This window comes from Micromonospora globispora (genome assembly GCF_003857015.1).
Lineage (GTDB): Bacteria > Actinomycetota > Actinomycetes > Mycobacteriales > Micromonosporaceae > Micromonospora > Micromonospora globispora.
Map to the genome: position 1 here is coordinate 1 of NZ_QGGF01000304.1, position 25,780 is coordinate 25,780.

Genomic DNA, 25,780 nt, shown 5'->3' on the forward strand with positions numbered 1-25,780 from the left:
GGGAGACCGCCGTCGCGATCGCCTCCTCGTCGTCGAGGAGCAGCGGCGGCAGCCGGGTGCCCGCGCCGAGCTGGTAGCCGCCGCCGACGCCCGCCGTCGCGTGCACGGGGTAGCCGATCGCGCGCAGCCGCTCCACGTCGCGGCGCACCTAGCGGTCGGTGACCCCCAGCTCGGCGGCGAGCTCGGCGGCGGTCCACGACGACCGCCGCTGCAGCAGCGCCAGCAGCCGCAGCACCCGCTCGGTCGTCGCCTCGACGGTCACGCGCTCATCGTTCCACAGATCACGGAACGATCCTGTCCGCTATCTGCGGGAGGCTGGAGCCATGACGGACCAGACCGTGGAGGCGAACTGAGATGGCCCGCGACGTTCAGATCACTGTCGATTGCGCCGACCCGGCCGGGTTGGCGGCGTTCTGGGCCCAGGCCCTCGGCTACCGCCTCCAGGACCCGCCCGGGGGCTTCGAGTCGTGGGAGCAGGCACTGGAGGCGATGGGCGTGCCCCCCGAGAGGCGCAACGACGCCTCGGCGGTGGTCGACCCCGAGGGCGCCGGGCCGCGGCTGTTCTTCCAGCGGGTGCCGGAACGCAAGCAGGCCAAGAACCGCATGCACCTCGATGTGCGAGCCGCCCCCGGGCTCCAGGGCGACGCGCGGATGGCGGCCCTGGAGGCGGAGGCCGAGCGGCTCGTCTCCCACGGCGCCACCCGGCTCCGGCGCTACGAGCCCGCGCCCCCGCTCGGCGCCGGTCACATCGTGATGGCCGACCCCGAGGGCAACGAGTTCTGCCTTGACTGATCAGCCGCGCGGCGGGGCCGGCGACCTCAGCGCGGTCTGCCAGTGGACGGTCGGCCGTAGCCGGGCTTGTCGGAGTGGTCGACGCCGTGGGCCGCCCAGCTGTACAGGTGCAGTTGGAGGCCGTCGGGGTCGTTGAAGACCAGCAGCCAACCGATGGACGCCTCGATCACCGGCGAGTGCGGGACACCCAGGTGGTCGAGGTGGGCGGCCCAGGCCTCGATGTCGGCGCGGTCGTCGACGGCGAAGCTGACCGGGTCGAAGTCCCGGCAGCCCGCCGCGGCCGGCGGATTGACCCGCATGGCGACCATCGTGTCGCCGAGGCCCGGGAGCACGCCGCCGACGCCGCGCACCGCGCCGTCCGCCTCCGGGAACTCCCAGGTGACGCGGTAGCCGAAGACCCGCGCGTACCAGTCGACGGATCGGGAGAGGTCGGTGACCGGGATCTTCACGTGGTGGATGCCGGCCAGGTCGGGTCGGGACATCGGAACCCCCGGAAAGATTGACCGCAGTGGCGCTGCGGCGAATAACGGTATGATGCGCGGCATGGCCGACATCGTCAAGAGGCCCTACCGGTCCGAGGCGCGAGCGGCGTCCGCTGCCGCGACCCGCGCCCGCATCCGCGAGACGGCCGTACGGCTGTTCGTCGAGCGCGGGTACGTCGCCACCACCATGCGCGGGGTCGCCCGAGCGGCCGGCGTCGGTGAGCGCACCCTCTACGACGCCTTTCCCACCAAGGCGGCGCTGTTCGGGCACGTACTCGGGGTGGCCACCGTCGGAGACGAGGAACCGGTGCGGGTCGCCGACCGTCCGGAGATCACCGCCACGCGCGAGGAGCCCGACCCCCGGTCAGCCATCGCGCGGCTCGTCGCCTACTCGGCCGCGCTGCTGGAACGCGCCGGCGACCTCATCATGGTCAGCGTCGAGGCCGCCGGCGCGGACCCCGACATGCGGGCGGCAGCCGACGCCGGTGCCCGTGCCACCCACCAGGTCCACCTCGCGCTCACCGAGCACCTGCACCGCCGCGGAGCCCTGCGCGACGGCATGGACCCGGTCACCGCCGCCGACATCCTCTACGCCCTCGGCTCACCCCACCTGCACCAACTGCTGCGCCGGCACCGCGGCTGGACCGTGGAGCAGTACCGCACCTGGCTGGAGAACGCCTGCGCGCGGGAGTTGCTGGGCTGACCGCCCGAGCGCGGCCGGTGCGGCGCGCCGGCGAGCGGGCTGTGGTCGTACTCATTCCCGGCGGTCCTCGTCCGGGATGGGAATCTCCTCGTGCTGTTTCATCGCGTCGGCCGGGTTGGCGTCGGCGGGCAGGGAGGTCGGCATCCCACCCTGGTCCGGCACGATGACGCCCTGCTCCGCCAGGTCGGCCTCGGATGCCTCCGGTACGGCCTCCTCCACGGTGCCCGGCGGCCCGACCTCGGTCTCGTCCTGCTGTTGCTCCAGCGCGTCCGCTTCAGGTGGTTGGCGGAGCGGATCAGCCTGTTCGTCCCAGTTGGCGGTCATCGCGGCCTCCCGACGGGTGCACATTTCGGTCACCTGCGCGAGGCCCTGCCTACCCACAGCGGCCCGGGCTAGGCGCAGCCGTCGACCGGGACGGCCGACAGTCAGCGGCCGGTGAAGGTCGCCTTGCCGGGGCCGTCCACCAGGAAGGAGCGCACCGCGCCGCGCAGGTCCTCCGTCCGGTACAGGTCGGCGGCGATCTCCGTGACGTGCCGGTTCGCCTCCGCAACGCCGCCCCTCTCGAAGTGGTCGAGCACCTTCTTGGTGGCCGCGTGGGCGCGCGTCGGGCCGGCGGCGAGCTGCGCGGCGAAGGTCCGCGCCGCGCCGTCAAAGCCCTCGTCGGGGAGGACCCGGTTCACCACGTTCCACCGCTCGAGGGCCGCGGCCGAGTAGCGCTCGCCGGTCATCACGAACTCCTTCGCCCGGCCGACCCCGGCCCGCGCGGCGAGTCGCTGGGTGCCACCCATGGTCGGAGTCAGCCCGACCACCTTCTCCACCAGACCGAAGCTCGCCCGCTCGGCGGCCAGGATGATGTCGCAGGCCACCGCCACCTCGAACGCCCAGGTCAGGCAGAGCGCGTGGGCGGCGAAGACGGTGGGGAACTCGCAGGCGGCGATCCGGCCCGGCAGCCTCAGCATCCGGTCGAAGAGGACCTTCGCCTGCTCCGGTGACTGCTGGGCGTCGAACAGACTGACGTCCACGCCGGCGCTGACCACCCGGCCGTCGAAGCGGATCAACAGCGCCCGCGTGTCGGCCGGCAACCGGTCGAGGGCGGCGTCGAGCTGATCGTGCAGATCGAGGGTGTAGAGGTTGAGCGGCCCCGCGTCGATGGTCAACACGGCGAGTCGGGAGGGCTCGACCTCCAGGCGGGCCAGGGCAGGCGGTTCGGTCACCGGTGCAGCCTACCGGGGGTGCTGGGACTGCTCACCGCCAACGAGGATCGTGCCGTGCCGGGCGCCGGTGACGGTTCACGCCGCCGCCCGGTCCCCGGGAAGCCCGGCCATTCAGGACCGGCCGGGTCGAACACCGGGGGCCGACACGTCGCCTATTTTCCCTGCTCGGAGTTGTGATCTGTGGGATTCGGGTGGAGGCTGCGGGGGAGCGACCACCGCTGCGACCATCAGATTGATGAGCGGTCATGGGCGGCGATGAAAGGCACACCGTGCGAGCACCAGCGGCGACACCGGTCCGCTTCCCGGTGATGATGCAGCACTGGCGGCACCTGACGTTCCTGCACTGGCGTTATCCCGCCGACCTCGTCCAGTCCCACCTACCCGCCGGCCTGCGGGTGAAGACCTTCCACGGCACGGCGTGGGTGGGCCTGATCCCGTTCCTGATGGACCGGGTACGGGCGCCCGGGATGCCGCCGCTGCCGTGGCTGTCCCGATTCCCGGAAACCAATGTGCGCACCTACGTGCAGGGCCCCGACGGACGTACCGGCATCTGGTTCCTGTCGTTGGACGCCGCGCGGCTGCCCGCGGTGGCCGTCGCCCGAGCGTGGTACGGCCTGCCGTACTTCTGGTCGCAGATGTCGGTGGAAGCCCGCCGGGCCGAGGTGGTGTACCGGGCCCGACGGCGGTGGCCCGGACCGGCCGGGGCGCGATGCGATGCCCGGGTGGAGCTCGGCCCGCCGTTGTCCGAAGCGGAACTGACAACGTTGGATCACTCCCTCACCGCCCGGTACCGGCTCTACTCGACGATCGCGGGTCACCTCGTCGCCGCCGATGCCGACCACGCCCGCTGGCCGCTGCGTCGAGCCCGACTGATCCAGCTCCGCCAGGACCTGCTCCAGGCGGCGGGCCTGCCCGCACCGGACCACGATCCGATCGTGCACGCGTCGGCCGGAGTGCCGGTCCGGATCGGCATGTGGCGGCCGGTGTGACCGCCGCGCCCCGGTCAGTTCGGCGCCGCCGCTGCACGCCTGGGCAGGTACAGCGCCCAGCCGGAGGTGCTCAGGCCGCGTACCGGCACCCGCTGCCAGCCCCGGGCCCAGTCGGGCGGGCCGGCGTCCTTGACCAGCACCGCGACGGATGCGCTCCGCGCCACCTGCCGTAACCGGGTCGTGCTCACGTTGCGGTTGTATCCGCGGTCCTCCAACGCCCGGCACCGGCTGTAATAGGCGACGGGAATGGCCTCGTGACCGGTGACCACGCACGGCGGCCGTACCCCGTGCGAGCGCAGCGTCTCGGCGATCCGGGCCCAGTCCCCACGACCCCGGACCTGTTCGGCCACGACGTGCAGCAGGATCCCGGACTGGATGGCGAGGTGACCGGCGCAGCCGGCGGCGACCACCGCGGTGAGGGCCCGCCGCCAGGTACCGGAGGTCGCCGTCAGCAGTGCGGCGAGCCCGGACGCGGCCGGGACGAGGGCCAGTCCGTACGCGGGCATGAGGAAGCGAGGTGCCGAGTAGGCGATGAGGAACAGATAGGGCACGGCCATCGACCCGGCGACCGCGACCGGCAGCCACGCCGTCGACGACACGCCGCCCCGGCGGGCTGCCCGGACGCCGAGCGGCACCAGCATCGCGAGCGCCACCCACCACAACGCGGCCGGCCAGTGGAGCGGACTGTCGCACGGCCGGCAGAGGATCGGCCCGTCCAGGGTGGCGACGACCTTCGGCAGGGAGAACGCCAGGCCCGTACCGCCCTGCACGTGGCCCGCCTGGCGGATACGCTCCACCAGCCCGCCGTACCGCGTCTCCGCCTCGACCACCCACGGCGAGACCGGTGACCAGCGCGGCCGCCAGCCGCCGGCGCCGGAACGCCGGCACGACCACGGTGCTGCCGAGCAGGGGGAGCCCGAGCCAGAACGCGTCGGCCGGCCGCATCAGCGCGGCGACCACGAGCGCCGCGACGAGCCCCAGGTACGCCCCGAACCGGCCCGGTTCGGCCGCGGCGAGCAGGAAGCAACCGACGGCCGCGACGGCCGCCATCGCCATGTAGTGGTTGGGCATGGCCGCGTTGGCGTAGAAGACGGCGATCCAGAGGCTCGCGTACAGCCCCGCCGCCAGCGCCGCGACGCGAGGCTGCGGCAGCAGCCGGGACCAGACCCAGAACGCGAGGCCGAGCGACACCGCCGCGGTGGCGGTGAGGAACAGCCGCAGGGCGACCGTCGAATCCAGCCACGACGCCACCGGCCCGACGAGCAGGGTGACCCCGCGGGACCGGGGCGCGCTCATGAACGCCGGCGGCGCGTGGGTGCCGTACTGGCTGACGTAGACGACCTCGTCCCAGCCGAGCCGGAGGGTCGCGGGCACGGCGACCAGGGAGGCGACGGCAAAGAGTACGCACACCGCCAGCAGCGGCCGCACGGCGGAGCGAGGCGTCCCGCGTCGGGCCGCGGCCATCAGCAGGAGATGACGTTGTCGGCACCCTCGGTCGGGGTGACGGGCTCGGTCAGGGCTGCCTCCCCCTCGGGCCGTGGCCCGCGTACGGTGGTCACCACCGCGTGCCAGAGCAGCCAGACGTCGAAGCCCACGCTCATCCTGCGCAGGTAGACCCGGTCCTTGCGCAGCCGGTCGGCGGGGGAGATGTGGTACTGCTGGATCTGCGCGATACACGCGATTCCGGGCCGGACGGTGTGGCGATCGGCGAACTCGGGCAGCTTCTCGAGGTACCGGTCCACCAGCACGGCACGCAGCGGTCTCGGCCCGACCAGGCTCATCGTTCCGCCGAGCACGTTGAGCAGTTCCGGCAACTCGTCCAGGTGCCAGCGGCGCAGCCACCTGCCGCAGCGCAGCATCCGCGGGTCACCGGCGGGCGAGGCGACCGGACCGGTGAGGCGTTCCGCCTCGTACGTCATGCTCCGGAACTTGAACTGCCGGAAGGTGATCCCGCCCTTGCCCACCGCGTTCTTGGTGAACAGGATCGGGCCCGGCTCCTCGAGCCAGATCAGGCAGGCGATGACGAGCCACAGCGGAAGCGTCACGACCAGGCCGATCAGCGCGACGGTGACATCGAGGGCTCGCTTCATCCGCGGCTCGCGCGGATACACCAGGCAGCGCGACGCGTGGTGGCGGAGGATCCGCTCCCGCACCCCGACCGGCGGCGGCGCGTTGTCCTCGACCAGGCCCACGACGGTGGTCGTGGTGAGGACCCCGCCCAGGAACGCACCGGCGACGGCCAGCAGCGCGTAGCGCGGGGGGATCCCGTGGTCCAGCGACGGCAGCCACCAGACCGACGTGGTCAGCCCGCCGCTCGCCAGCACGCAACCGCGGTACGTCCGAGCCGGATCGCGACCGGGAACGGAGCGTCGGGATGCCGCGACGATCAGGACCGACAGCAGAAGCGACGCCATGAAAACCAGCACGCCCATGACTTCTTCCAGCCCCCACTCGCGCCGATCATCGATACGCTTTGTGCTCTTCCACCCACAGGCTGAACATCAGCAGGCTCCAGATCTCCCGGCTGTGTTCACCGGTGCGGTTCATGTGCCGGTCGACCCAGTGGCGCACCTCGTCGGGGCGTAGGTAGCCCTGGCGCCGCAGCACCTCGCTGCTCAGGTATTCGTCGACCAGTGGTCGGAGCGATTCGGTCAACCAGCGCGGCAGGGGCGCGTTGAATCCCCGCTTTCGCATCCCCGCGATTCGGCTGGGCAGTGCGGCCGCCATCGCCTGGCGCAGGAGTCGTTTGGTCCGGTAGCCGGGCATCTTGAGCCGACCGGGCAACGAGAATGCGAACTCCATGACCGGCGTCGTCAGCAGCGGCACGCGTACCTCGAGGGAATGCGCCATGCTCAGCCGGTCCATCTTGGTCAGCACGTTGTCGACCAGATAGACGTTCGCGTCGGTGTACTGGAACCGGGTCAACCTGTCGAATCCGGCGCCCGCCCGGTGGTGCTGCTCGTGCACCTCGTACGAGTCGGACAGTTCGGCGAAGAGATCCGGCTGCAGGAGCCTCGCCTTCTGACCCTCCCGGAAGACGACCCGCCACAGGTAGTGGCTGCGGCCGGGGTCGTCGAGCGCGTTCTCGACGAACCGCCGCGCCTTGAAGTCGAAGCTCGTCCGCCGGTGCGACGACGGCATGAACCGCAGCAGGGCCGGCGCGATGCGCTCCACCAGCGGCCGGGGCAGGAGGCGGTAGTACCGAGCCAGCTTGTCGGCCTTGTAGGTGTGGTAGCCGGCGAAGAGCTCGTCGCCGCCGTCGCCGCTCAACGCCACCGTGACGTGCTGCCGGGCCAGTTCGCACAGGTAGTAGGTGGGCACGATGGACGGATCGGCGAACGGCTCGTCGAAGACCGGCGCTATCCGGTCGACCACGTCCTCCGCCCGCGGCTCGACGACCACCTCGTGGTGGTTGGTGCCGAGGTGACGGGCCAGCAGCGCCGCCTCGCGCCGCTCGTCGTACGACCGGTCGGCGAAGCCGACGGTGAAGGTCCGCAGCGCCCCGCCCGGTCGCCGGTGACGGGCCGCCGCCACCACGGAACTGGAGTCGATACCGCCGCTGAGGAAGAATCCGAGCGGCACGTCGGCCATGAGCTGCTGCTCGACGCTCTCCGCCAGCAGCTCGCGCAGCCTCGCCGTCGCCTGCCGCGGCGACAGATCACGTCGGCGCGGCGTGTCGCGCAGGTCCCAGTAGCGCCTGATCTTGTAGCCCTGCGGGCGCCACGTGAGCACGGTGCCCGGCGAGAGCCGGCGGATCTCCCGATAGATGCTCCGCGGCCCGGGGACGTACATCAGGGAGAAGTAGTCGCTGAGCGCCTGAACGTCGACGGTGGTGGAGACGCCGGCGGCGAGGACCGCCTTCATCTCCGACCCGAACACCACACCGTGTCGCGGCAGCGCGTAGTAAAGCGGCTTGATGCCGGCCCGATCACGAGCCAGGACCAGGTGCTGCTCGGCCTCGTCCCAGAGCGCGACGGCGAACATGCCCTCGAGCCGCGTCACGAAATCGGCCCCGAATTCCTCGTACAAATGGGGAATCACCTCGGTGTCGGTGCCCGATCGAAACCGGTGGCCCCGCCGCGCCAGTTCATTGCGCAGCTCGCGGTGATTGTAGATTTCGCCATTCAGGACGGCGTGGACCGTCCGGTCCTCGTTGCTCACGGGTTGCCGGCCGGCGGCGACATCCACAATGGCGAGCCGTCGCGCGGCCAACCCGGCATTTCTCTTTACGTGGATGCCCTCGTCGTCCGGTCCGCGGTGATTCAACGTGCGGCACATTGCCAACAGCCGGTCCGGATCGACAGGCGTCGCAACGTCGTCGTACACGATTCCCGCGATACCGCACATGCGCCCTCGCAAACTGCATCGTCGCTGGCCATGCCGCTCGTCCGGTTGCCCCCCACCGGTCGGCTTGGGCCCGTCCTGGGCAACCGTTCCCCGACTCGTACTCTCCACGAGCCGCTACGCCGATGGGGCGGATTCGGCGGGATTGTTCAAAGCGCGGCGGTTGCGCCCGTCGGCAAATGGGACAGCTGGGCATGTCCGGATCAGAAGGAACAGCGGCGGAAAACTGTCATCAGGGTTGCCGGGAACGGACGCTGGCGACAAAAGAACCCCGCGCACCTCTTTGCGTGGCCGGGGGAAAGGAGGAATCCGTGGAGGTCAGACCGGAATGGCAGGGCCCTCGTGGGCGGGCCCGCACGGCCGCGGCCGCCACAGGCGTATCTTCTGCCCGCCCAGCAGCAGCAGGTACTGGCTGTTGTACCCGAGGTACCGGCGCCACAGCCGTCGAGGCTCCACCGCCAGCCGCCACAACCAGGCCAGGCCGGACCGTTGCATCCACACCGGCGCCGGACGCAGCAGGCCGGCGTGATAGTCGAACGCCGCCCCCACCGCCAACAAGGGCACATCGAGCAGCGGACGCATGGCGAAGACGAACGCCTCCTGGCGCGGACAGCCGAGGCCGACCAGAACCCCCCGGGCACCCGACGCCACGATCCGCGCCGCGATCCCGGCCAGCTCGTCGGGATGAGCGACGCGGAACTTTGACGGCTCCGCACCGGCGATCCGCAGCGCCGGGAACCGCCGGCTCAGCGACTCGGCCAGCCGGTCGAGGGTCTCCGGCGTCGATCCGTACAGGTAGACCGGGAGATCCTCCTCGGCCATCCGGTCCAAAACGCGCAGCACCAGTTCGGGGCCGCTCACCCAGTCCCGCAGGCTGGTGCCGTGCAGCAGGTTCAGCCCCCAGCGCACCGGCTGTCCGTCCGGTGTCACCACGTCGAGCGCGTTGAGCCGGGCCCGATGCGCCCGGTCGTTCACCCCGGTCATCACCCCGTGCACGGCGAGCGCGGTCAGTGCGAACGACCGCCGCTCCCGGGCCGCCCTGAGAACCTTCCGGATCGCCGCGTCGTAGTCGACGGCGTTCACGAGCACGCCCAGCAGATCCCGCTTACCAGCGTCGACCCCCCGAGCCGACAGTCCGCCCGGTCCGTCGACCATCAGGCGTTGGTTGTCGGTGGCCAATTCCGCTCCTCGACGGCTGGTCGCTCACGGGCGCGAGCCGCATGCGGGCAACCCGGACGCGGTCACGATAACCCGGATCGCGGGGACGGGGCCGGTGCTTGGGCGGACACCCCGGCCGGCGGTCGGGTATTGCTGCGGAGCAGCCAGTGAACCGCGACCAGGGGTGCGACGCCGACGGGATACCAAGCCAGGTCGGTCGGGTCGAACTGCACGCCCAACACGAGTCGGGCCAGCAGGCTGCGCGCGGACAGGGCAGCCGGGACACCCGTCAGCTGCGCTATCTCGACCAGCCAGCAGAAGCCGACGGCCACCCCGCCAGCCGGTAACGGCGCCAGCCGCGGCCACAGGAACAGCACCCCGACGTAGACCATCGACGCGTACAGGGCGGTGCCGGAGTACTGCTCCAGGCCGCCTCCGCTGAGCGCCCGGATGGTTAGTGCGACGGCCAGGAAGAGCGCCGCCGCCATCAGCATGAGCAGCCGGAACACCGGCGGCCTGATCGACATTCCGGCGATGCTACCGACGAGGCGGCGCCGGCACGGGCCCGAAACCGGCCGACGCCGGCACGCTTGGCCGGGCTCAGGCGACCCGAGGTACGGGGCGGATCGGCAGGGCCGCGCGGTGGGTCGTACCCGAGATGTCGCCGGAGCCAGCGGTGGCGGAACGACGGGTACGCGAAAAGGCTCGCCGTGCCGGGTGGTGGGCCCGGGGGTAGCGTGCGGGACGACGACGATTCCGCGAGGAGGACCCGGTGCAGACGACGACCGTGGACGTGCCGACCAGCGACGGCGTCGCCGACGCGTACCTCGTCCGGCCGGACGGGGACGAGCCCTTCCCGGCGGTCCTGGTCTTCATGGACGCGTTCGGGCTGCGTCCCCGGCTCGCCGAGATGGCCGAGCGGATCGCCTCGCGCGGCTACCTCGTGCTGGTGCCCAACCTCTTCTACCGGGCCGGCCGTGCGCCCCTGATCGACCTGTCCGCGCTGGCGGACCCCGAGCAGCGCGGCGCGATCTTCGGGCAGCTCATGCCGTTCATCCGGGCGCTGACGCCGGAGGTGATCCGCCGCGACGCCGGGGCGTACCTGGACTTCCTCGCCGCCCGGGACGACGTGGCGCCGGGACGGGTGGCGATCACCGGGTACTGCATGGGTGGCATGAACGCCCTGCGGGCCATCGAGGCGTACCCGGACCGGATCGCCGCGCTGGCCAGCTTCCACGCCGGCCGGGTGGTCACCGACGCGCCGGACAGCCCGCACCTCGGGGTGGGGTCGGTGACCGGTGAGCTGTACTTCGCCCACGCCGACCGGGACCAGTCGATGACGGCCGAGCAGATCGCCACCCTGGAGAAGGCGCTCGCCGCGGCCGGCGTGACGTACCGCTCGGAGGTGTATCCGGGCGCGCACCACGGCTTCACGATGGCCGACACGGCGATGTACGACGAGCAGGCGACCGAACGGCACTGGGCCGCTCTCTTCGACCTGCTCGACCGGACCTTCCGCCGCTGACACCGATCGGGGAGCCTGACCGGAGTCCGCACAGATGACCCCGGCTGGGGACGATTCACCCGCTTGGGGTGGGGTAACCGCCGCCATGGCCGCCGACCGCCCCGACACCATCCGGTCGCCGCTCGACGCGGCCGCCGACCGAGGCGGCCGGGCGGTGGCCCGGGTCCGGCAGCAGGGCGAGCAGGCGGGCCGCCTCCGACTGCGCCAATTGCAGATCACCGTCGTGATCGCCGTACAGGCCGGGCTCGCCGCCGCGCTGGCCGCCCTGATCGCGCAGCGGATGCTCGGTCCCGGCGCGCACGTCTTCGCCCCGGCCGCCGCGGTCGGCACCATCGCCACCGCCATCGGCCAGCGGGCCCGCCGCACCTTCGAACTGCTCGCCGGGGTGGGGCTCGGGATCGTCGTCGGGGACCTGCTGCGTTTCCTGCTCGGCTCCGGGATCTGGCAGACCGGCCTGGTGGTGGCCCTGGCGATCGCGACGGCGCTGCTGGTCGCCGGCCGAGGTGGCGCGCTGGTCGGCCAGGCGGGCGGTACGGCCGTCCTGATCGCCACGCTCGCCCCGGTCCAGCCCGGCCTGGAGGTGCCGCGGATCTTCGACGCCCTGGTCGGCGGCGCGGTCGGCATCCTGGTGGTCGCGCTGCTGTTCCCGGTCAACCCGCTGCGCGTGGTGGACCGGGCGGCGGCACCCGTCGCCGGTGGCCTCGCCGACGGCCTCGACGCGGTGGCGCGCGCCCTGTCCGCCCGGGACCCCGACGCGGCGATCCGCGCACTGGAGCAGCTTCGCGTGCTGGACGCCGACGTCGGTCGGCTGAACGACGCGCTCAGCGGCGCCGGGGAGGTGGTCACCCTCGCCCCGGCCAGGTGGCACCGGCGCGCCCAGTACCACCGGTACGCCGAGGGCCTGAAGCACCTGGAGCGCCTGATCCTGTACGCCCGGTCCCTGGCCCGCCGCTCGGCCACCGCGCTGCAGTACGGCGAGCCGATCCCGGTGGAACTGCCGGCCGCCATCGCCCGGCTCGGCGACGCCGTACGGGAGCTGCACCGGGAGCGCCGGGCGGGCGAGGATCCGCAGCACACCCGCGAGCTCACCCGCCAGAGCGCCGAGCTCGCCGGCCGGGCCTGGGCGGAGGGGGTGCGGTCCTTCGGCGACGCATTGGTGACCGACCTGCGGACGGCCGACAGCGAACTGATTCGGGCCACCGGGTACGACCCGGAGGACGCCAACCGGATGATCCGGAGCGCGGCCGGCGCCGGTCAGGCGGCGGTGCGCCCGCCCGCACGGGCGCAGATGCACCGGCCGGCACGGCACGCGAGACCGTCCCGTCAGCGGCAGCACCGGCGGTGGGCCGGTCGGGCGCACCGACGGTCGGGCCGGTCCGAATCTTCCGGGCAGCCGCCCGTAACAGGCCACCGATCGCAAAGTGGTACGCCACCGAACGGGCCCGGCTGATTACGGTCGGGCGATGGACATCGATACCGGGGAGCTGACCGGGCGCTTCGCCTCGCTGACCACCGCCCACGTCGCCGACGCCTGTCTCCGGGCCGGGGTGCCGGTGCGCTGCGCCCCCGCCGCGGTCCGGCCCGTCACCGCCTGCGTACGGGTCGCCGGACGGGTCGCGCCCACCCGGCACGTCGGCAGCGTCGACATCTTCCTGGAGGCGATCGACCGCGCCATGTCCGGCGACGTGCTGGTCGTCGACAACGCCGGACGGACCGACGAGAGCTGTGTCGGGGACCTGGTGGTGCTGGAGGCGCAGGCCGCCGGCCTGGCCGGCGTGGTGATCTGGGGACTGCACCGGGACACCGCCGACATCCTGGCGGTCGGGCTGCCGGTCTTCAGCACCGGCGCGATCCCCACCGGACCGCAGCGCCTCGACCCCCGGCCGCCGCAGGCGTTGGCGTCCGCGACGGTGGGGGAGTGGACGGTCGACGGCGACGACGTGGTCCTCGGCGACGACGACGGGGTGCTGTTCGTACCGGCGGGGCGGGTCGGGGAGCTGTTCACCCTGGCCGAGTCGATCCGGGACACCGAGCGGCGGCAGGCCGAGCGGATCCGCGCCGGCGTCCCGTTGCGCGAGCAGGTGGGGTTCGACGCGTACCTGGCCCGGCGGGCGGAGGAGCCGTCGCTGACCTTCCGCGAGCACCTGCGGACGGTGGGCGGGGCGATCGAGGAGTGACGCTCAGCCGGCCGCGGTGGGTGAGGGCGGCGCGCTGCCGCCCTGCGGCGCCTCGGCCGTCATCAGCCGGACGATCTCGGCCCGGTCCGCCGCCGACGGCAGACCCCAGCCCGGCCGGTACCCGTACACCTCGCGCAGTGGCGTGGAGGCGGTCCGCCCGTCGAGGATCTCCACCGCGTCGGTGTCGATCAGCCCGGGGTGTTCCACCCCGCACGCCTCTGCGACCTTGACGAGGTCCCGGCGGAGCGTACGGATGTAGTTGGCGGCCCGCGCGGCCTTGAGGGTCGGGTCGAGGCCCCGGGCCAGCCACGGGTTCTGGGTGGCGACGCCGGTCGGGCAGGTGTCGGTGTGGCACTTCTGCGCCTGGATGCAGCCGATCGACAGCATCGCCTCCCGGCCGACGTTGACCATGTCGCAGCCGAGCGCGAACGCGACGACCGCGTTGTCCGGCAGGCCGAGCTTGCCGGCGCCGATGAAGACCGTCTGCTCGTGCAGGTCCTTCTCGGCGAAGGTCCGGTAGACCCGGGTGAAGCCCTGCTGGAACGGCAGCGACACTGAGTCGGTGAAGATCAGCGGTGCGGCGCCGGTGCCGCCCTCGCCACCGTCGACGTTGACGTAGTCCACGCCGCGCCCGGTGTCCCGCATCAGCGTGGTCAGCTCGTCCCAGAAGCCGAGGTCGCCGACGGCGGACTTGATGCCGACCGGCAGCCCGGTCTCGGCGGCGAGCAGCTCCACCCAGTCGAGCAGGCTGTCGCAGTCGGAGAACTCGGCGTGCCGGGACGGGCTGACGCAGTCCTGGCCCGCTGGGATGCCCCGGGTCGCCGCGATCTCCGCTGACACCTTCGCGGCCGGCAGCAGCCCGCCGAGGCTCGGTTTCGCGCCCTGGCTCAGCTTGATCTCCAGCGCCCGTACCGGCGCCCCGGCGACCAGGTCCTTCAACCGTTCCAGGCTGAACCGCCCGCGCTCGTCCCGGCACCCGAAGTACGCGGTGCCGATCTGGAACACCAGGTCACCGCCGTTGCGGTGGTACGGCGACAGCCCACCCTCGCCGGTGTTCTGCAGGCAGCCGGCCAGCGCGGCGCCCCGGTTGAGCGCCTCCACCGCCCGCCCGGAGAGCGAACCGAAGCTCATCCCGGAGATGTTGACCACCGAGCCGGGCCGGAACGCTCGCGCCCGCCTCCGGGCCGCACCGAGCACCTTGGCGCAGGGCAGCTCCACGTCGTGCCCGGCCGTCGGCGACGACGGCGGCACGGCCCGTCCGAACGTGCGGTGCTTGATGATCGGATACCCGGGCGTGTACTCGATGTCGTTGTCCGTGCCGAAGCCGAAGTAGTTGTTCTCCTTCTTCGCCGAGGCGTAGATCCAGCGGCGCTGGTCCCGGGTGAACGGCCGCTCCTCGTTGTTGCCGGCCACGATGTACTGCCGCAGCTCCGGCCCGATCGCCTCGAGCAGGTAGCGGGCCCGTCCGACGACCGGGAAGTTGCGCAGCAGCGCGTGGTCGCGCTGCAGCAGGTCGCGGGCGGCGAGGGCCGCGACGGCGGCGGAGAGGACGGGTACGGCTCGGCTGGCCCACTTCATGCCCGCCACTCTTTCCGTAAGCCGCACCGCCGAAACGCCTGCGGCTCGCGGACGGAAGACTCGCCGGGCGGCGGCGTGTCAGGCAGGCGATCGCACTGAGTGACTGACGGTTGCTGCCACGGTGCGTGACGGTCGTGCGAGCCTTTGGTGGACCGTTCCCCTCCTTTGCTCTGCTGCCCTCCCGGCGACACCCCGGCTGACCAGCGAAGACGCTTTCCGCGCGCGATGAGGACCCGTTGCGGTGGGTGACTGTTGCCTCCGCTGCGGCAGAGCAAAGGAGGTGGTGCGAGTCTCCTGGGTCGGGCGAGGGGGAGCGGAGAGTGAGGTTCGCGCCGCCGGGTGTGCGGGTGGTGCCGTGCCCGTGGCGGTCGCCCCCACCGAGCCGGCCGAGCAGCGCGGGCGAGGCGGCGCGGACCTGTTCGTGGCCGGTGGCGATGAGGAAGGCCGGCGCGCCGCGCCACCGGCGGAGGACGCGGCGGATGTCAGGCTGGCAGGTGCTGGACGATCTGGATCGGGTTGCCGTCCGGGTCGGCGGTCCAGGCGATCAGCAGCCGACCGAGCCAGGTGTGCGGCGCCTTCAGGGCGGGCGCGCCGTCGGCGGTGACCTGTTCGTACGCGGCGGCGGTGTCGTCGGTCCAGAGGATCACCGCCGCCCGCTGGCCCGACGGGACGGGGCTGAGGCCGTGGTCGTTCCGGGTGGAGTCGACCGACGCGATGCCGATCTTGTAGCCGTCGAGGGCGAGGTCGACGTGGATGGGCTCGCCCTCGGTGGGCACCCGGAAGGTCTCGGTGAAGCCCAGCTTGGCGTAGAACGCGGCGGCCCGGGTGACGTCCGCGCTGAACAGGATCACCTGCGGCGTCCGGAACATCGACACCTCCGGACCCTACAACGCCGGGTCCGACGTGTCAGTCCGGCAGGCGGGGCATCTCCAGCCCGGGATCGCGGCCGAGCAGCACGGCCCGGGTCAGGGCCGTCGAGCCGAACCGGTCCCGGACCGCGTCCACCGCGGCGTCCAGGTCCGCCCCGGGATCCCGGTCGAACGGCAGCGGCGGCTGGACATGCCCGTCGTCGAGGTTGCCCACCGACACCCCGACCAGGGTGACGCCCCGGGCCTCGATCTCCGGCAGCGCTGTGCGCAGCAGTGCCCGGGCCGCCTCCAGCAGGGGCCGGGTCTGCGCGGTCGCCTTCACCAGGGTGTGCGAGCGGGTCGCCCGGGTGTAGTCGGCGAAGCGCAGCCGCAGGGTCACCGTGCGGCCGGTGCGCTGGGCGGAGCGCATCCGTCGCGTCACCCGGTCGACGAGCCCGGCCAGGATCGCGTCGAGATCGTCGGGGGAGTGCGGTTCCCGACCGAGGGCGTGCTGGGCGCCCATCGACGAGCGTCGGCGCCCCACCTGCACCGGCCTCGGGTCGCGGTTGTGCGCCAGGGCGTGCAGGTGCCGGCCGGCGCCCGCGCCGAGCAGCGACACCAGCGTCGCCTCGCCGAGGCGGGCCACCTGCCCGACGGTCCGGATGCGTCGCTCCCGCAGCTTCGCCGCGGTGACCGGGCCGACGCCCCAGAGCCGTTCCACCGGAAGCGGGTGCAGGAACTCCAGCTCCCGGTCCGGCGCGACGACCAGCAGGCCGTCCGGCTTGCCGACGCCACTGGCCACCTTCGCGAGGAACTTCGTCCGGGCCACGCCGACGGTGATCGGCAGACCCACCCGCTCCCGGACCTCACTGCGCAGCCGTGCGGCGATGTCGGCCGGTGGGCCGGACAGCCGGCGCAGCCCGCCCACGTCGAGGAAGGCCTCGTCGATGGAGAGGCCCTCGACCAGGGGAGTGGTCTGCCGGAAGATCTCGAACACCGCCCGGCTCGCTGCCGTGTACGCCGCCATCCGCGGTGGCACCACGATCGCCTCCGGGCAGAGCCGCCGCGCCTGCCGGCCGCCCATCGCGCTGCGTACGCCCCGCGCCTTCGCCTCGTAGCTGGCGGCCAGCACCACGCCGCCGCCGACGATCACCGGTCGGCCGCGCAGCCGCGGGTCGTCCCGCTGCTCGACCGACGCGTAGAACGCGTCCAGGTCGGCATGCAGAATGGTGGCCTCGCCCGACACGAACATATGTTCGCACGGCCGCCAGCGATTCCGACGCTGAGCTGCCCGAACGGCGGGTCAGCCCGCCGCGAGCCAGGCGCCGATCCGCTCGGCCACCACGATCGTCGACAGGTGGGTGTTGGCCGACGGGATGGTCGGCATCACCGAGGCGTCCGCCACCCACAGCCCCCGGACGCCGTGCACCGCACCTCGGGAGTCGACGACCGCGCCCCGCTCCGGGTCCGGCCCCATCGCACAGGTGCCGACCGGATGGTGGTACGAGCCGACGGCTTTTGATTGAGGACGCCAGCCCGGCGGTGTCCTCGTCCGCGATGGCGGCACCCGGTGCCAGCTCCGGACCCGCGACGTACCGGGCCAGGGGTGGGGTGCGGCTCAGCCGGCGGGCGTGCCGGGTGGCCTCGACCATCCGCGCCAGGTCCTCCGGGTGCCGCAGGTGGGCGACGTCGATCCGCGGCGGATCGGCCGGATCGGCGGAGCGCAGGCGTACCGACCCGCGGGACCGGACCGCCAGCACCCCGGCGACGATGCCGAAGACCGCGCCGGACGGGCTGGCGTCATGCGCGAACGGTCCGACGGCGAAAGAGGTGCAGGTCCGGCGGCCCGTCGGGCCGGGCGCGGCGGGACCACAGGGTGAGCATGACCTGGAATCCCGGACCCTGCTGGTCGGGGAAGGCCGGCAGGTCCAGCGCGACCAGCGGATGGTCCATCAGGTTGCCGCCCACCGCCGGCAGGTCGACCGCCACCGGGATGCCCAGGTGGCGGAGGTGGGCGGCGGGGCCGACGCCGGAGCGGAGCAGGATCGCCGGGCTGCCGTACGAGCCGGCGGCCAGGACGACCGCGTCGGCGCCGACGAACTCCCCGCCGGCGAGCCGGACCCCGTGGACTGTCGATCCGGCCAGCTCCACCCGGTCGACCAGGGCGTCTGGGCGGACACGCAGGTTGGGCCGTCCGCGCGCCCTGGCGAGGTACGTCAGCGCGGTGCTCATCCGCAGGCGGTCGCACACGTTGCGCGGCGCCGGGCCGACGCCCACCGCTCCCGGCGCGTTGTGGTCGGCGACGAGGGCGTGACCGGCGGCGGCCGCGTCGAGGAACGCCCGCTGGAGGGCGGACAGCTCGTCCGGCGCGGGCCGGCGGATGGGCACCGGCCCGGTGTGCCCGTGCCACTCGCCGCCGACGTCCCGGTCCGCCTCCACGGCGCGGAACAGCGGCAGCAGCTCCCGGAAGGACCAGCCCGGGTTTCCCCGGGTGGCCCACCCGTCGTAGTCCGCCGGCCAACCGCGCAGCGCGAAGCCGGCGTTGGTCGCCGAGCAGCCGCCCACCAGGGGCGGTGCCGCCGCCGAGCACGAGGACGTCGTACCCGCCCTCGTGCCGCGGCACAACAGCGGTCGGGTCAGGCCCGGCCGGTGCGGGGCCGGCTGGCGGCGCGGCGCGACAGGGAACTGGGCGCGTTGACGCCCGCCTCGTCGCTCACGCTCATGCCGAGCCGCTCGACCAGTTCGCCACCGAGCCAGGCCGTCCCACCGGCGAGGATGATGCCGGCGAAGCTGCAGATCAGGGCAAGGGCGTTCGGGTCCCAGTTGTCCGCCGCCCGCCGCGCCAGCCAGCTCACCGCGAACAGCAGCAGGACCACCACGTTGCCCAGACCGTGCGCCGCGCCGACCCGCTTGGCGCGCGTCCCGCCCGGGATGGCACTCCAGTCGATCAGGCCGAACACCGCGGCGACCAGGCCGCCGATGATGCCAGCGCCCATCGTGTACGCCGCGGAGATCTGAAAGCCCGTCCGATCGGTGATCAGATACAGGATGTCGAAGATCACCGAGGTGGCGAGCAGGCCGAGCGGGAACACGATCAGGATGGGATGGATCCCGTGACCCATCGCCTTCGCGCGACTTTCCATGACAGCCCCTCCCGTCTCCCCCCAGGCGGCGGGCGGATTCCCCGCCACGGCGGTCCTACACCTCCGGGGCGGAACGGGCCGCCGGTCAGCGGCCGTGACGGGTGGCGACCGCCTGGAGGGTAGGGCGGCGGATCACCGCCAGCCGGTCCCCGCGTACGGAGATCGAGGTGCGCCCGCCGCGGCGCCGCCGCACCACCAGGTCGACGGTGGCCCCACCGACCTGCACGCCCTCCAGCCGCAGGTCCGGCAGCCACTCGGGCAGGTGCGGGTCCACGAAGATCGTCCGCAGCGGCGCGGCCGGGCGCAACGCCAGCAGGGCCTGCACCAACGCGATGATCGAACTCGCCGACCACGCCTGCGGGGAGCACGAGTTCGGGTAGACCCCGGGGTGCGGGTGCGCCGAATCGCGGGGCAGGCCGCTGAGTACCTCGGGCAGCCGGTGCTCCTCGAAGAGCGCCGCCGCGGCGAACATCCCCTCGGCCAGCCGGTGCAGCTGGTCCCAGCAGCCGTACCGGGCCAGTCCCAGGCCGATCGTGCCCGCCTCCACCGGCCAGACGCTGCCCCGGTGGTAGCTGAACGGGTTGTACGCCGGGTGCGCCGAGGAGAGCGTCCGCACTCCCCAGCCGCTGAACATGTCCGGCGCGAGCAGCCGGGCGGCCACCACGGGCCCGATCCGGGTGGGCACGATGCCGGTGGCGAGCAGGTGGCCGTCGTTGGAGTTGACCGAGCGGACCGGCTGCTTGTCCGGCCCCAGCGCCATCGCGTAGCAGCCCCGGTCGGGCAGCCAGTACGCCCGGTGGAAGCGGCGGGCGAGCCGGCGGGCCTGGCCCAGTAGCGCGGCGCCCCGCGCGAGGTGGCCGGTCACGGTGAACACCACGGCGGCGTGCCGCAGCGCTGCGTACCAGTACGCCTGCAGCTCGCTGGTGGCGATCGGGTTGGGCACCGACTCCCCGTGCTCGTCGACGATCGCGGTGTCCGAGTCCTTCCAACCCTGGTTCTTCAGTCCGGCCCGGGACCGCCGGTGGTACTCCAGGAAGCCGTCCCCGTCCAGGTCGCCGTACCGCTCGATCCAGGCTAGGGCGCGCCGCGCCGTCGGCAGCAAGTCCCGCACCGTGTCCAGGTCGCCGGTCCAGGCCAGGTACTGCCCGAGGAAGACCAGGAAGTCCGGCGCGGTGGACCAGTCACCGTAGTAGGCGGAGAACGGGTCGAGGCCGAGCACGGAGACCGGCCCCCGACGGGCCTCGTGCAGCGGCTTGCCCGGTTCCTCGTCCCGCCAGTCATCGAGGCGTCGCCCCAGGTGCTGGGCGTTGAGCCGCAGGCTGTCGCCCAGCATGGTGGGCCCGGCCAGCAGCGCCTGCCAGGACGCGGTCATCGTGTCCCGGCCGAAGATCTCCTGGTAGATCGGCAGGCCGGCCATCGGCGCGGTCGGCCCGGCCGGCTCGCCCAGCGGCAGCACGGCCAGGTCGTCCACCGCGCACCGCCAGGCCGCCGTGACGTCGAAGTTGCTGCTGCTCAGGCGGCTGAGTTCGGCGGCCAGCCGGGCTCGCGCCGACGCGGCCGGCTCGTCGGGCTCGGCGAACGTCGCGGGTGGCGCGATCAGACGTTCGCCGTCGAAGACCGGCTCCACGAGGACGTCCACCTGAGCGCTCCCGCCGGGCGGTACCACGACCTCGACCGCGAACGTGCCGTCGGCGTACCGGACGGGGGCCTCGGCGCGTACCTGGATCGCCACCGCGCGGTCGATGTCCGCGCGCCGGTACGTGAGGCGAAGCTCCTGGTGGGCGGGGTCCCAGCTGGCGCCGACGTCGCCGGTCTGCACCCGGCGGCCGGTCTCGGCCTCGCTGGTGTCGGCGAAGTCGGCGCCCGGGCGGATCTCGACGGGGAAGCGCAGCGCCTCTTCGGCGTAGCTGACCAGGGTGAACCGGGTGCGCAGCCCGTCGCCGACGAAACGGTGCGTCAGCAGGTAGGCGGCGCGGGACGGCAGCACCTCACCCTCGCCCAGCTCGGCGTAGGAGAGTTGCGCGTGGCCCTGCACGTTGGCGGTGCTGAACGGGATCGGCTCCCGGCCGTCGACGGTGATCCGTTCGGTGCTGAGTACCCGGGTGTTGCGGGAGAAGAAGCCCTGCGGGTCGGCGCCGGTGATTCGGCCGCGCACGTCGGTGACCAGCGTGCTCCACCCGCTCGCCACGTAGAGCAGGTCGGGCCGAACCCGGAGGTTGGTGACCCTGGTCATCGGTCGCGGGGTCGCTTCCCGGTGATCCTCGTGCGCGGTGCCATGCGCCCTCCCGTGGCTGCGCTGCCGGCTGCGGGCCGGACGCACGGCTGTACCCCTTCGCGGCCGCGGTACACCAGCTCAGCGGCCCTCGCCCGCCCGGCGGCGCGCTACGGCCGCGTCCGTGCTCGGGCGCGGACGAGCAGTTCGACGGTGAGCGCGATCGCCACCGCCTCCACCGCGAGCAGGGTCAGCAGGATGAGCAGCTGGGTGGCCCCGGCCTGGAGTGGCCCCGCCCCGCCGAGCAGCACGCCGACGAACGCCCCCGGCAGGGTGACCAGCCCGACGGTGCGGGTCTGATCCAGTGCCGGGATGAGCGCCTGATCGGCGGCCGGCCGGCAGATCTCCAGCGCCGCGTCGCGCGGGAGCAGCCCGAGGGCCAGACCGGCCTCGTACTCGCCGTGCCGGGTGCGCAGCTCGTCGAGGGTCCGCCGGCCGGCCAGGCTCGTCGCGGTCATCGCCCCGCCGATCAGGATGCCCGCGGTGGGCAGCACCACCAGCGGCGTCGCGGGCAGCGCCCGGCTGGCCAGCAGTACGCCGAGACTCGGCGCCACTCCGGCGGCGATGGCCAGCGGCGTGACCGGCACCGGACAGGCGGGTCCGATCCGGCGGCGCGCGGTCAGGCTGGCGACCACGAACATCACCAGGATGAACGCACCGGTGCTCCACCAGGCGCGGAGCACGGCGACGATGACCAGCGAGACGACGCCGAGCTGGACGGTGGCCCGGGCGGCGGCGGTCAGGATCGCGCGGCCCCGGCCGAGGCCGGTGAGCCGGAGCACCGCGGCGCCGGCCAGGGTCAGTCCGGTCAGCGTGGCGACGAGCGCCGGCCCGATCGGTACCGTGCCGCCGCTCATCGCCGCCCGCACTCGGGTGGCGGGATGGACCACCGGTCCGCCGTGTCGACCACCCGAGGGAGCGTAGTGCCGCCGCCCCGCCTTCGCCGGGGTCAGCGGGCATAGACCTCCAACTCGTAGAGGGAGAACCCGTACGAGGTGGCCCGCTTGACGCCGTACATCCGCACGTAGCGGGCGGTGACCGGAGCGAAGGTCACGTTGTCCACCCCGCCGTTGCCGGACGTGGTGCTGAACGCCGTCTGCCAACTGGTGCCGTCGTTCGAGACCTCGATCCGGTACGTGCTGCCGTACGCGGCCTCCCAGCGCAGGATGACCCGGTTGAACGTCCGGGCGGTGCCGAGGTCCACCCGGAGCCACTGGTTGTCGTTGTAGCTGCTGCTCCACCGCGTGCCGAGGCTGCCGTCGACGGCCTTGGCAGGGGTGTTGCTGGTGAACGCCTGGGTGCTCGACGCGGTCGCCGTCCGGCCCTGGGCCAGGTTGCTGACGTCGTCGCCCCGGTGCGCGGGGAACGACACGACCTGCTGGTCGGTGGGCCGGTTCTGCCAGGCGATCAGCGGGTGGGTGATGCCGCCCATCGGGGACTGGACGATCGCGTCGGCGCACCACTGGTCGCCGGCCGAGCAGTAAGAGTCACCGGGGTAGACGGTGGTCGCCGGCAGTGCGGCCGCCTGCGCGAGGGTGTCCAGCAGGGACTGCCGGCAGGCGGCGAGGTCGCCGTTGCCGCAGTACGTGCGGCCCAGGCCACCGTTCACCGGGTCGCCGAGGACGGTGCGGATGTCCTTGTCGACGTAGCCCCACCAGCCGTACTGGAAGGACGATCCCTTGTGCGGCTGGCCCTGGCCGGCCCAGACCACCGTGCCGTCGCGGCCGCCGTTCTGGCCGCCGGAGGGCGCCTCGTTGACCTCGATGGCGTCCACCAGGGCGCCGTAGAGGTCGGCACCGAGGCCCGGCTTGAACTCGGCGGCCGCGAGCAGCGGCCACCAGGCGTCGAAGATCCGGATGGCGTCGGCGTACTGGTAGACCTTGGACCCGGCGGCCGTCTCCTTGCGACGGGATCCGGACTGCTGCCAGGCCTGCAGCTTGCTCACCGCGTCGGCGAGGGTGGGGTCGGTGACCGGCTGGCTGGTGACGACCCGCAGCAGGTCGCCGAGGACCTGCTGGCCGCGCAGGTCGGTGACGGCGGCGTCCGCCATGATCCGCGCCACGCCGGCCCGGTCGAGCTTCTGCCCGGCGATCGCCGCGCGCACCGGTCCGTCGAGCAGTTGCGCCCGATGCACCGACCCGAAGCTGAAGTTGCCGTCGGCGGCGCTGTAGTCGTACGCCTGCTTGTTGTTCCAGCTGACGTAGTAGTCCTGGTTGACCGACTGCGGGTGGGCGCTGGCCGGGGTGTAGGTGGCGGTGTTGGTGTCCGGGTTCCAACCCTGCCATTCGTAGCTCGCTTCGGCCCTGGTCGGCAGGTTCGGGTCGGCGCCGGACGGGCGGACCGGGTTGGACCCGGAGTTGAAGTACGCCGCCTCGGTCGAGTTGACGTAGAACCAGTTGAACGCGTACCCGACGCTGGCCGCGGACTGCTGGAACGCCGCCGCCGAGCCCATCGCCGCCGGGTCGTTGTACGCCTGGAAGCCGATCGCCGACTCGGCCTCGTGCCGGTACGTCGATCGCAGCTTCGTGAACGCGATCGGCTGGCCGTTCACCAGGCCCCGGTACGCCACCAGGCCGTACTTCGTGCGCAGCGCCCGCAGCGTGTACGAGCCGGACGGGGTGGAGTCGGCGGTGCTCGGCGACCACGAGTTGGTGTGCTCCAGCACCTCCATCGCCAGGCACTGGCCGTGGTAGAGGTACCGGTTGGACTGCAGGGTCGGGGCGGTCCCGTCGGTGGTGCAGAGCGGCACCGCGTACGTGTCGGTCAGGTCCTGACCGGCGGAGGTGGCGCTCCAGGCGTAGTCCTGCCCGCGTCCGAGCAGGACGTAGAGGTTCAGTCCGGCGAACGCGGCGCCGCGGGCGCTGATGCCCGGCCCCTGCAGTTCCTGGAGCATGAGTAGTTGCGGGGCGAAGTAGCCGGTCTGCGGGCCGAAGACGGCGATCGGGTTGCCGCTGACGGTGTGCTGGCCGGAGACCACGACGGCGTTGGACATGCCGTGTGACTTCAGGGCGCCCAGTCCGGAGAGCAGACCGTCCGTCGTCGCGGAGCCGCCCGAGGTGCCGCTGCTCGCCAGGGTCGCGGTGCTCGCCGAGCCGGTCTGGTTGTAGGCGAGCGGTTCGGAGCTGACGGTGCCGGCGTCCGGCAGCGTCACGCTGGGCGCGCCGGCCGGCACGGTGCCGTACGGGAAGCTCTGCCCGTTGTGGAGGGTCAGCACGGCCTCCGGGTCGTTCTGCTCCCGGAACGCCTGCCACACCTGGTCGCCGCCGGTCGCCCCGAACTTCGCCCGGGCGGCGACCCGGACCAGTGCCGACTGAATTTCGGCGCCACCGCCGCCGCCGAAGAGGCCGCCGATGACGCCGGCCGTGGCGATGAGGTCGGTCATCGTGAAGTGCTGCGGGGAGCCGGCGTTGGCGAGGTTGTACTCGCCGGGGCAGTTGTCGGCGGCGACGCACCGGTCGATGTAGGCGTTGATTCCCGCGATGTAGTCGCCGACGTCGGTGTAGAGCTGTTGGCCGCGGGTGCCCGTCTGCCGCAGCGTGTCGACCTGGGCCTGCAGGTCGGCCTCGCTGTAGGGGGAGTTGGCCCAGATGCTCTGCTCCAGCTCGCGGTTGCCCGGGGCGCCACCGGCGAAGGAGCTGAGCCGGCCGCGGCCGGCGTGGCGCAGCAGATCCATCACCCAGAGCCGGTCCTGGGCGCCGGCGTAGCCGGCGCCGAACATGGTGCCCGACCGGGTGGTGCCGGTGATGTGCGGTACGCCGGTGCCGGAGTCGCGCACGATGGTCACGTCCGAGCGGGGCTGAACAGTGCTCTCCACCAGCGCGTCCGGCACGCCGAACGAGGCGTCGTTGAAGAACCGGGCGATCTGCTCGTCGGTGAGGCCGGCGTAGTTGTAGACCAGGTTGGCGTACTTGTCGAGCTGGTCGCTGGAGTGCGCGGGCCGGGTGCCGAACAGCTGGTGCGACAGGATCGCGGTGAGGGTGGCGTTGCCGTTCTCACCGGGCGGCAGGATGTCGGCGCACTGGCCGAGGCAGTAGTCGTTGCCGGTGAAGGTGGTGGCGGCGACGGCGGGCGTGGGGGAGACGGCGACCAGGACGGTGGCGGTGAGCGTCGCGGCGGTCAGCGCCGCGAGGCGGGTACGAGTGGCGGGACGGGGCATGGCGGTTCCTCCGGGGCTCGGAGTGGGACCGGGGGTACGCCCGGCTACCGGTGCCGACGTCTCGCGCCCCGCGCGCCCGGGCGTCGCACGCGGAGGTGAGAATCACTCATATCAATCTCTGGTAATGGTCGGCGTAGCTCCGCCGCCCGGGGTAGCCATCGTTCATCCAGCGCGAATGCCGACACTTCGCCGCGAGCCGGCCAATCCCACCTCCGCACAACTCCTGCGGGAACAGGTCCTTGGTCCCTACCGGCGCCGCCACTGCGGCGGGAAGTTTGGTTAGGGAAACCTAATCCTGGGGAGGATGACCATGACCCTGCGTGATGTATCTTATACACATCTCCGAGCCCACGAGACCGGAGCCTAGCTCGTATGCCGTCGTCTGCTTGAAAAAAAAAA

Annotated in this window: 23 protein-coding genes and 2 pseudogenes; 6 read left to right on the forward strand and 19 right to left on the reverse strand. The window is 72.7% G+C overall.

What is annotated here, in order from left to right; genetic code table 11:
* Window positions 1–262: pseudogene (locus DKL51_RS36400) on the reverse strand (helix-turn-helix transcriptional regulator); the annotation flags it as partial.
* Between the two features lie 92 nt (window positions 263–354).
* Between DKL51_RS36400 and DKL51_RS14945 the strand changes: the two are divergent.
* The gene (locus tag DKL51_RS14945; protein ID WP_109945650.1) at window positions 355–792 is read left to right on the forward strand and encodes a VOC family protein; all 438 of its coding nucleotides are present in this window, start codon (window positions 355–357) and stop codon (window positions 790–792) included.
* Between the two features lie 26 nt (window positions 793–818).
* Here DKL51_RS14945 and DKL51_RS14950 read toward each other — a convergent pair whose 3' ends face one another.
* Complete coding sequence (locus DKL51_RS14950) at window positions 819–1,274, reverse strand: VOC family protein (protein ID WP_109945670.1); 456 nt, start codon at window positions 1,272–1,274, stop codon at window positions 819–821.
* Between the two features lie 61 nt (window positions 1,275–1,335).
* Here DKL51_RS14950 and DKL51_RS14955 point away from each other — a divergent pair, with 61 nt between their 5' ends.
* Entirely contained in the window at window positions 1,336–1,977 is a 642-nt protein-coding gene (locus DKL51_RS14955) for a TetR/AcrR family transcriptional regulator (RefSeq protein ID WP_165823158.1), read from the forward strand.
* Window positions 1,978–2,028: 51 nt separating this feature from the next.
* Here the strand turns inward: DKL51_RS14955 and DKL51_RS14960 are convergent, their stop codons facing one another.
* Window positions 2,029–2,301, reverse strand: a complete 273-nt coding sequence (locus DKL51_RS14960) for a hypothetical protein (RefSeq protein ID WP_124812174.1) — start codon at window positions 2,299–2,301, stop codon at window positions 2,029–2,031.
* A 101-nt stretch (window positions 2,302–2,402) separates the two neighbouring features.
* Complete coding sequence (locus tag DKL51_RS14965; protein WP_207783899.1) at window positions 2,403–3,191, reverse strand: enoyl-CoA hydratase/isomerase family protein; 789 nt, start codon at window positions 3,189–3,191, stop codon at window positions 2,403–2,405.
* Window positions 3,192–3,460: 269 nt separating this feature from the next.
* On the opposite strand from DKL51_RS14965, the gene DKL51_RS14970 reads away from it, so the two are divergent.
* Window positions 3,461–4,180, forward strand: coding sequence for a YqjF family protein (locus DKL51_RS14970; RefSeq protein ID WP_165823159.1), 720 nt, complete (start codon window positions 3,461–3,463; stop codon window positions 4,178–4,180).
* Window positions 4,181–4,194: 14 nt separating this feature from the next.
* Here DKL51_RS14970 and DKL51_RS14975 read toward each other — a convergent pair whose 3' ends face one another.
* The 5 genes from DKL51_RS14975 to DKL51_RS14995 all read right to left on the reverse strand — a co-directional run bounded on the left by DKL51_RS14975 (window position 4,195) and on the right by DKL51_RS14995 (window position 10,209).
* The gene (locus DKL51_RS14975; RefSeq protein ID WP_124812175.1) at window positions 4,195–4,977 is read right to left on the reverse strand and encodes a hypothetical protein; all 783 of its coding nucleotides are present in this window, start codon (window positions 4,975–4,977) and stop codon (window positions 4,195–4,197) included.
* Window positions 4,978–5,643: 666 nt separating this feature from the next.
* Complete coding sequence (locus tag DKL51_RS14980; RefSeq protein WP_165823160.1) at window positions 5,644–6,504, reverse strand: sugar transferase; 861 nt, start codon at window positions 6,502–6,504, stop codon at window positions 5,644–5,646.
* A gap of 136 nt (window positions 6,505–6,640) precedes the next feature.
* A complete protein-coding gene (gene asnB, locus DKL51_RS14985) occupies window positions 6,641–8,527 on the reverse strand; it encodes an asparagine synthase (glutamine-hydrolyzing) (RefSeq protein WP_109945655.1) in 1,887 nt (628 codons plus the stop codon).
* A gap of 315 nt (window positions 8,528–8,842) precedes the next feature.
* Window positions 8,843–9,679, reverse strand: a complete 837-nt coding sequence (locus tag DKL51_RS14990; RefSeq protein ID WP_109964530.1) for a WecB/TagA/CpsF family glycosyltransferase — start codon at window positions 9,677–9,679, stop codon at window positions 8,843–8,845.
* A gap of 86 nt (window positions 9,680–9,765) precedes the next feature.
* On the reverse strand, window positions 9,766–10,209 hold the full coding sequence (locus DKL51_RS14995) for a ribosomal maturation YjgA family protein (RefSeq protein ID WP_109945656.1): 444 nt from the start codon (window positions 10,207–10,209) through the stop codon (window positions 9,766–9,768).
* A 245-nt stretch (window positions 10,210–10,454) separates the two neighbouring features.
* Between DKL51_RS14995 and DKL51_RS15000 the strand changes: the two genes are divergently transcribed.
* From DKL51_RS15000 to DKL51_RS15010, 3 genes are all read left to right on the forward strand, one after another.
* The gene (locus tag DKL51_RS15000; RefSeq protein WP_124812176.1) at window positions 10,455–11,207 is read left to right on the forward strand and encodes a dienelactone hydrolase family protein; all 753 of its coding nucleotides are present in this window, start codon (window positions 10,455–10,457) and stop codon (window positions 11,205–11,207) included.
* An 85-nt stretch (window positions 11,208–11,292) separates the two neighbouring features.
* Entirely contained in the window at window positions 11,293–12,657 is a 1,365-nt protein-coding gene (locus DKL51_RS15005; protein ID WP_124812177.1) for an FUSC family protein, read from the forward strand.
* A 13-nt stretch (window positions 12,658–12,670) separates the two neighbouring features.
* On the forward strand, window positions 12,671–13,384 hold the full coding sequence (locus DKL51_RS15010) for an RraA family protein (protein ID WP_109945659.1): 714 nt from the start codon (window positions 12,671–12,673) through the stop codon (window positions 13,382–13,384).
* A gap of 3 nt (window positions 13,385–13,387) precedes the next feature.
* Here DKL51_RS15010 and DKL51_RS15015 read toward each other — a convergent pair whose 3' ends face one another.
* From DKL51_RS15015 to DKL51_RS15060, 10 genes and pseudogenes are all read right to left on the reverse strand, one after another.
* A complete protein-coding gene (locus tag DKL51_RS15015) occupies window positions 13,388–14,962 on the reverse strand; it encodes an FMN-binding glutamate synthase family protein (protein WP_109945660.1) in 1,575 nt (524 codons plus the stop codon).
* A 482-nt stretch (window positions 14,963–15,444) separates the two neighbouring features.
* The gene (locus tag DKL51_RS15020; protein WP_243421056.1) at window positions 15,445–15,831 is read right to left on the reverse strand and encodes a VOC family protein; all 387 of its coding nucleotides are present in this window, start codon (window positions 15,829–15,831) and stop codon (window positions 15,445–15,447) included.
* A 37-nt stretch (window positions 15,832–15,868) separates the two neighbouring features.
* On the reverse strand, window positions 15,869–17,056 hold the full coding sequence (gene dinB, locus DKL51_RS15025; RefSeq protein ID WP_109945674.1) for a DNA polymerase IV: 1,188 nt from the start codon (window positions 17,054–17,056) through the stop codon (window positions 15,869–15,871).
* A gap of 57 nt (window positions 17,057–17,113) precedes the next feature.
* Window positions 17,114–17,377 carry a GMC oxidoreductase gene (locus tag DKL51_RS15030; RefSeq protein ID WP_109945662.1) on the reverse strand — a complete coding sequence of 88 codons (264 nt, stop codon included), beginning with the start codon at window positions 17,375–17,377 and terminating at the stop codon, window positions 17,114–17,116.
* Window positions 17,355–17,570, reverse strand: a pseudogene (locus DKL51_RS37175) (GMC oxidoreductase); the annotation flags it as partial. The pseudogene DKL51_RS37175 and the gene DKL51_RS15030, both read right to left, overlap by 23 nt.
* A 40-nt stretch (window positions 17,571–17,610) precedes the next feature.
* Window positions 17,611–18,375 (reverse strand): GMC family oxidoreductase N-terminal domain-containing protein, encoded by a 765-nt coding sequence (locus DKL51_RS15040; protein WP_165823162.1) that lies wholly within the window; start codon window positions 18,373–18,375, stop codon window positions 17,611–17,613.
* A gap of 71 nt (window positions 18,376–18,446) precedes the next feature.
* Window positions 18,447–18,953, reverse strand: coding sequence for a DUF2231 domain-containing protein (locus DKL51_RS15045; protein WP_109945664.1), 507 nt, complete (start codon window positions 18,951–18,953; stop codon window positions 18,447–18,449).
* Between the two features lie 85 nt (window positions 18,954–19,038).
* Window positions 19,039–21,186, reverse strand: a complete 2,148-nt coding sequence (locus tag DKL51_RS15050) for an amylo-alpha-1,6-glucosidase (protein WP_109945665.1) — start codon at window positions 21,184–21,186, stop codon at window positions 19,039–19,041.
* 149 nt (window positions 21,187–21,335) lie between these two features.
* A complete protein-coding gene (locus tag DKL51_RS15055; RefSeq protein ID WP_243422466.1) occupies window positions 21,336–22,115 on the reverse strand; it encodes an ABC transporter permease in 780 nt (259 codons plus the stop codon).
* A gap of 59 nt (window positions 22,116–22,174) precedes the next feature.
* Entirely contained in the window at window positions 22,175–25,381 is a 3,207-nt protein-coding gene (locus tag DKL51_RS15060; protein ID WP_109945666.1) for a penicillin acylase family protein, read from the reverse strand.
* Window positions 25,382–25,780 lie beyond the last annotated feature (399 nt).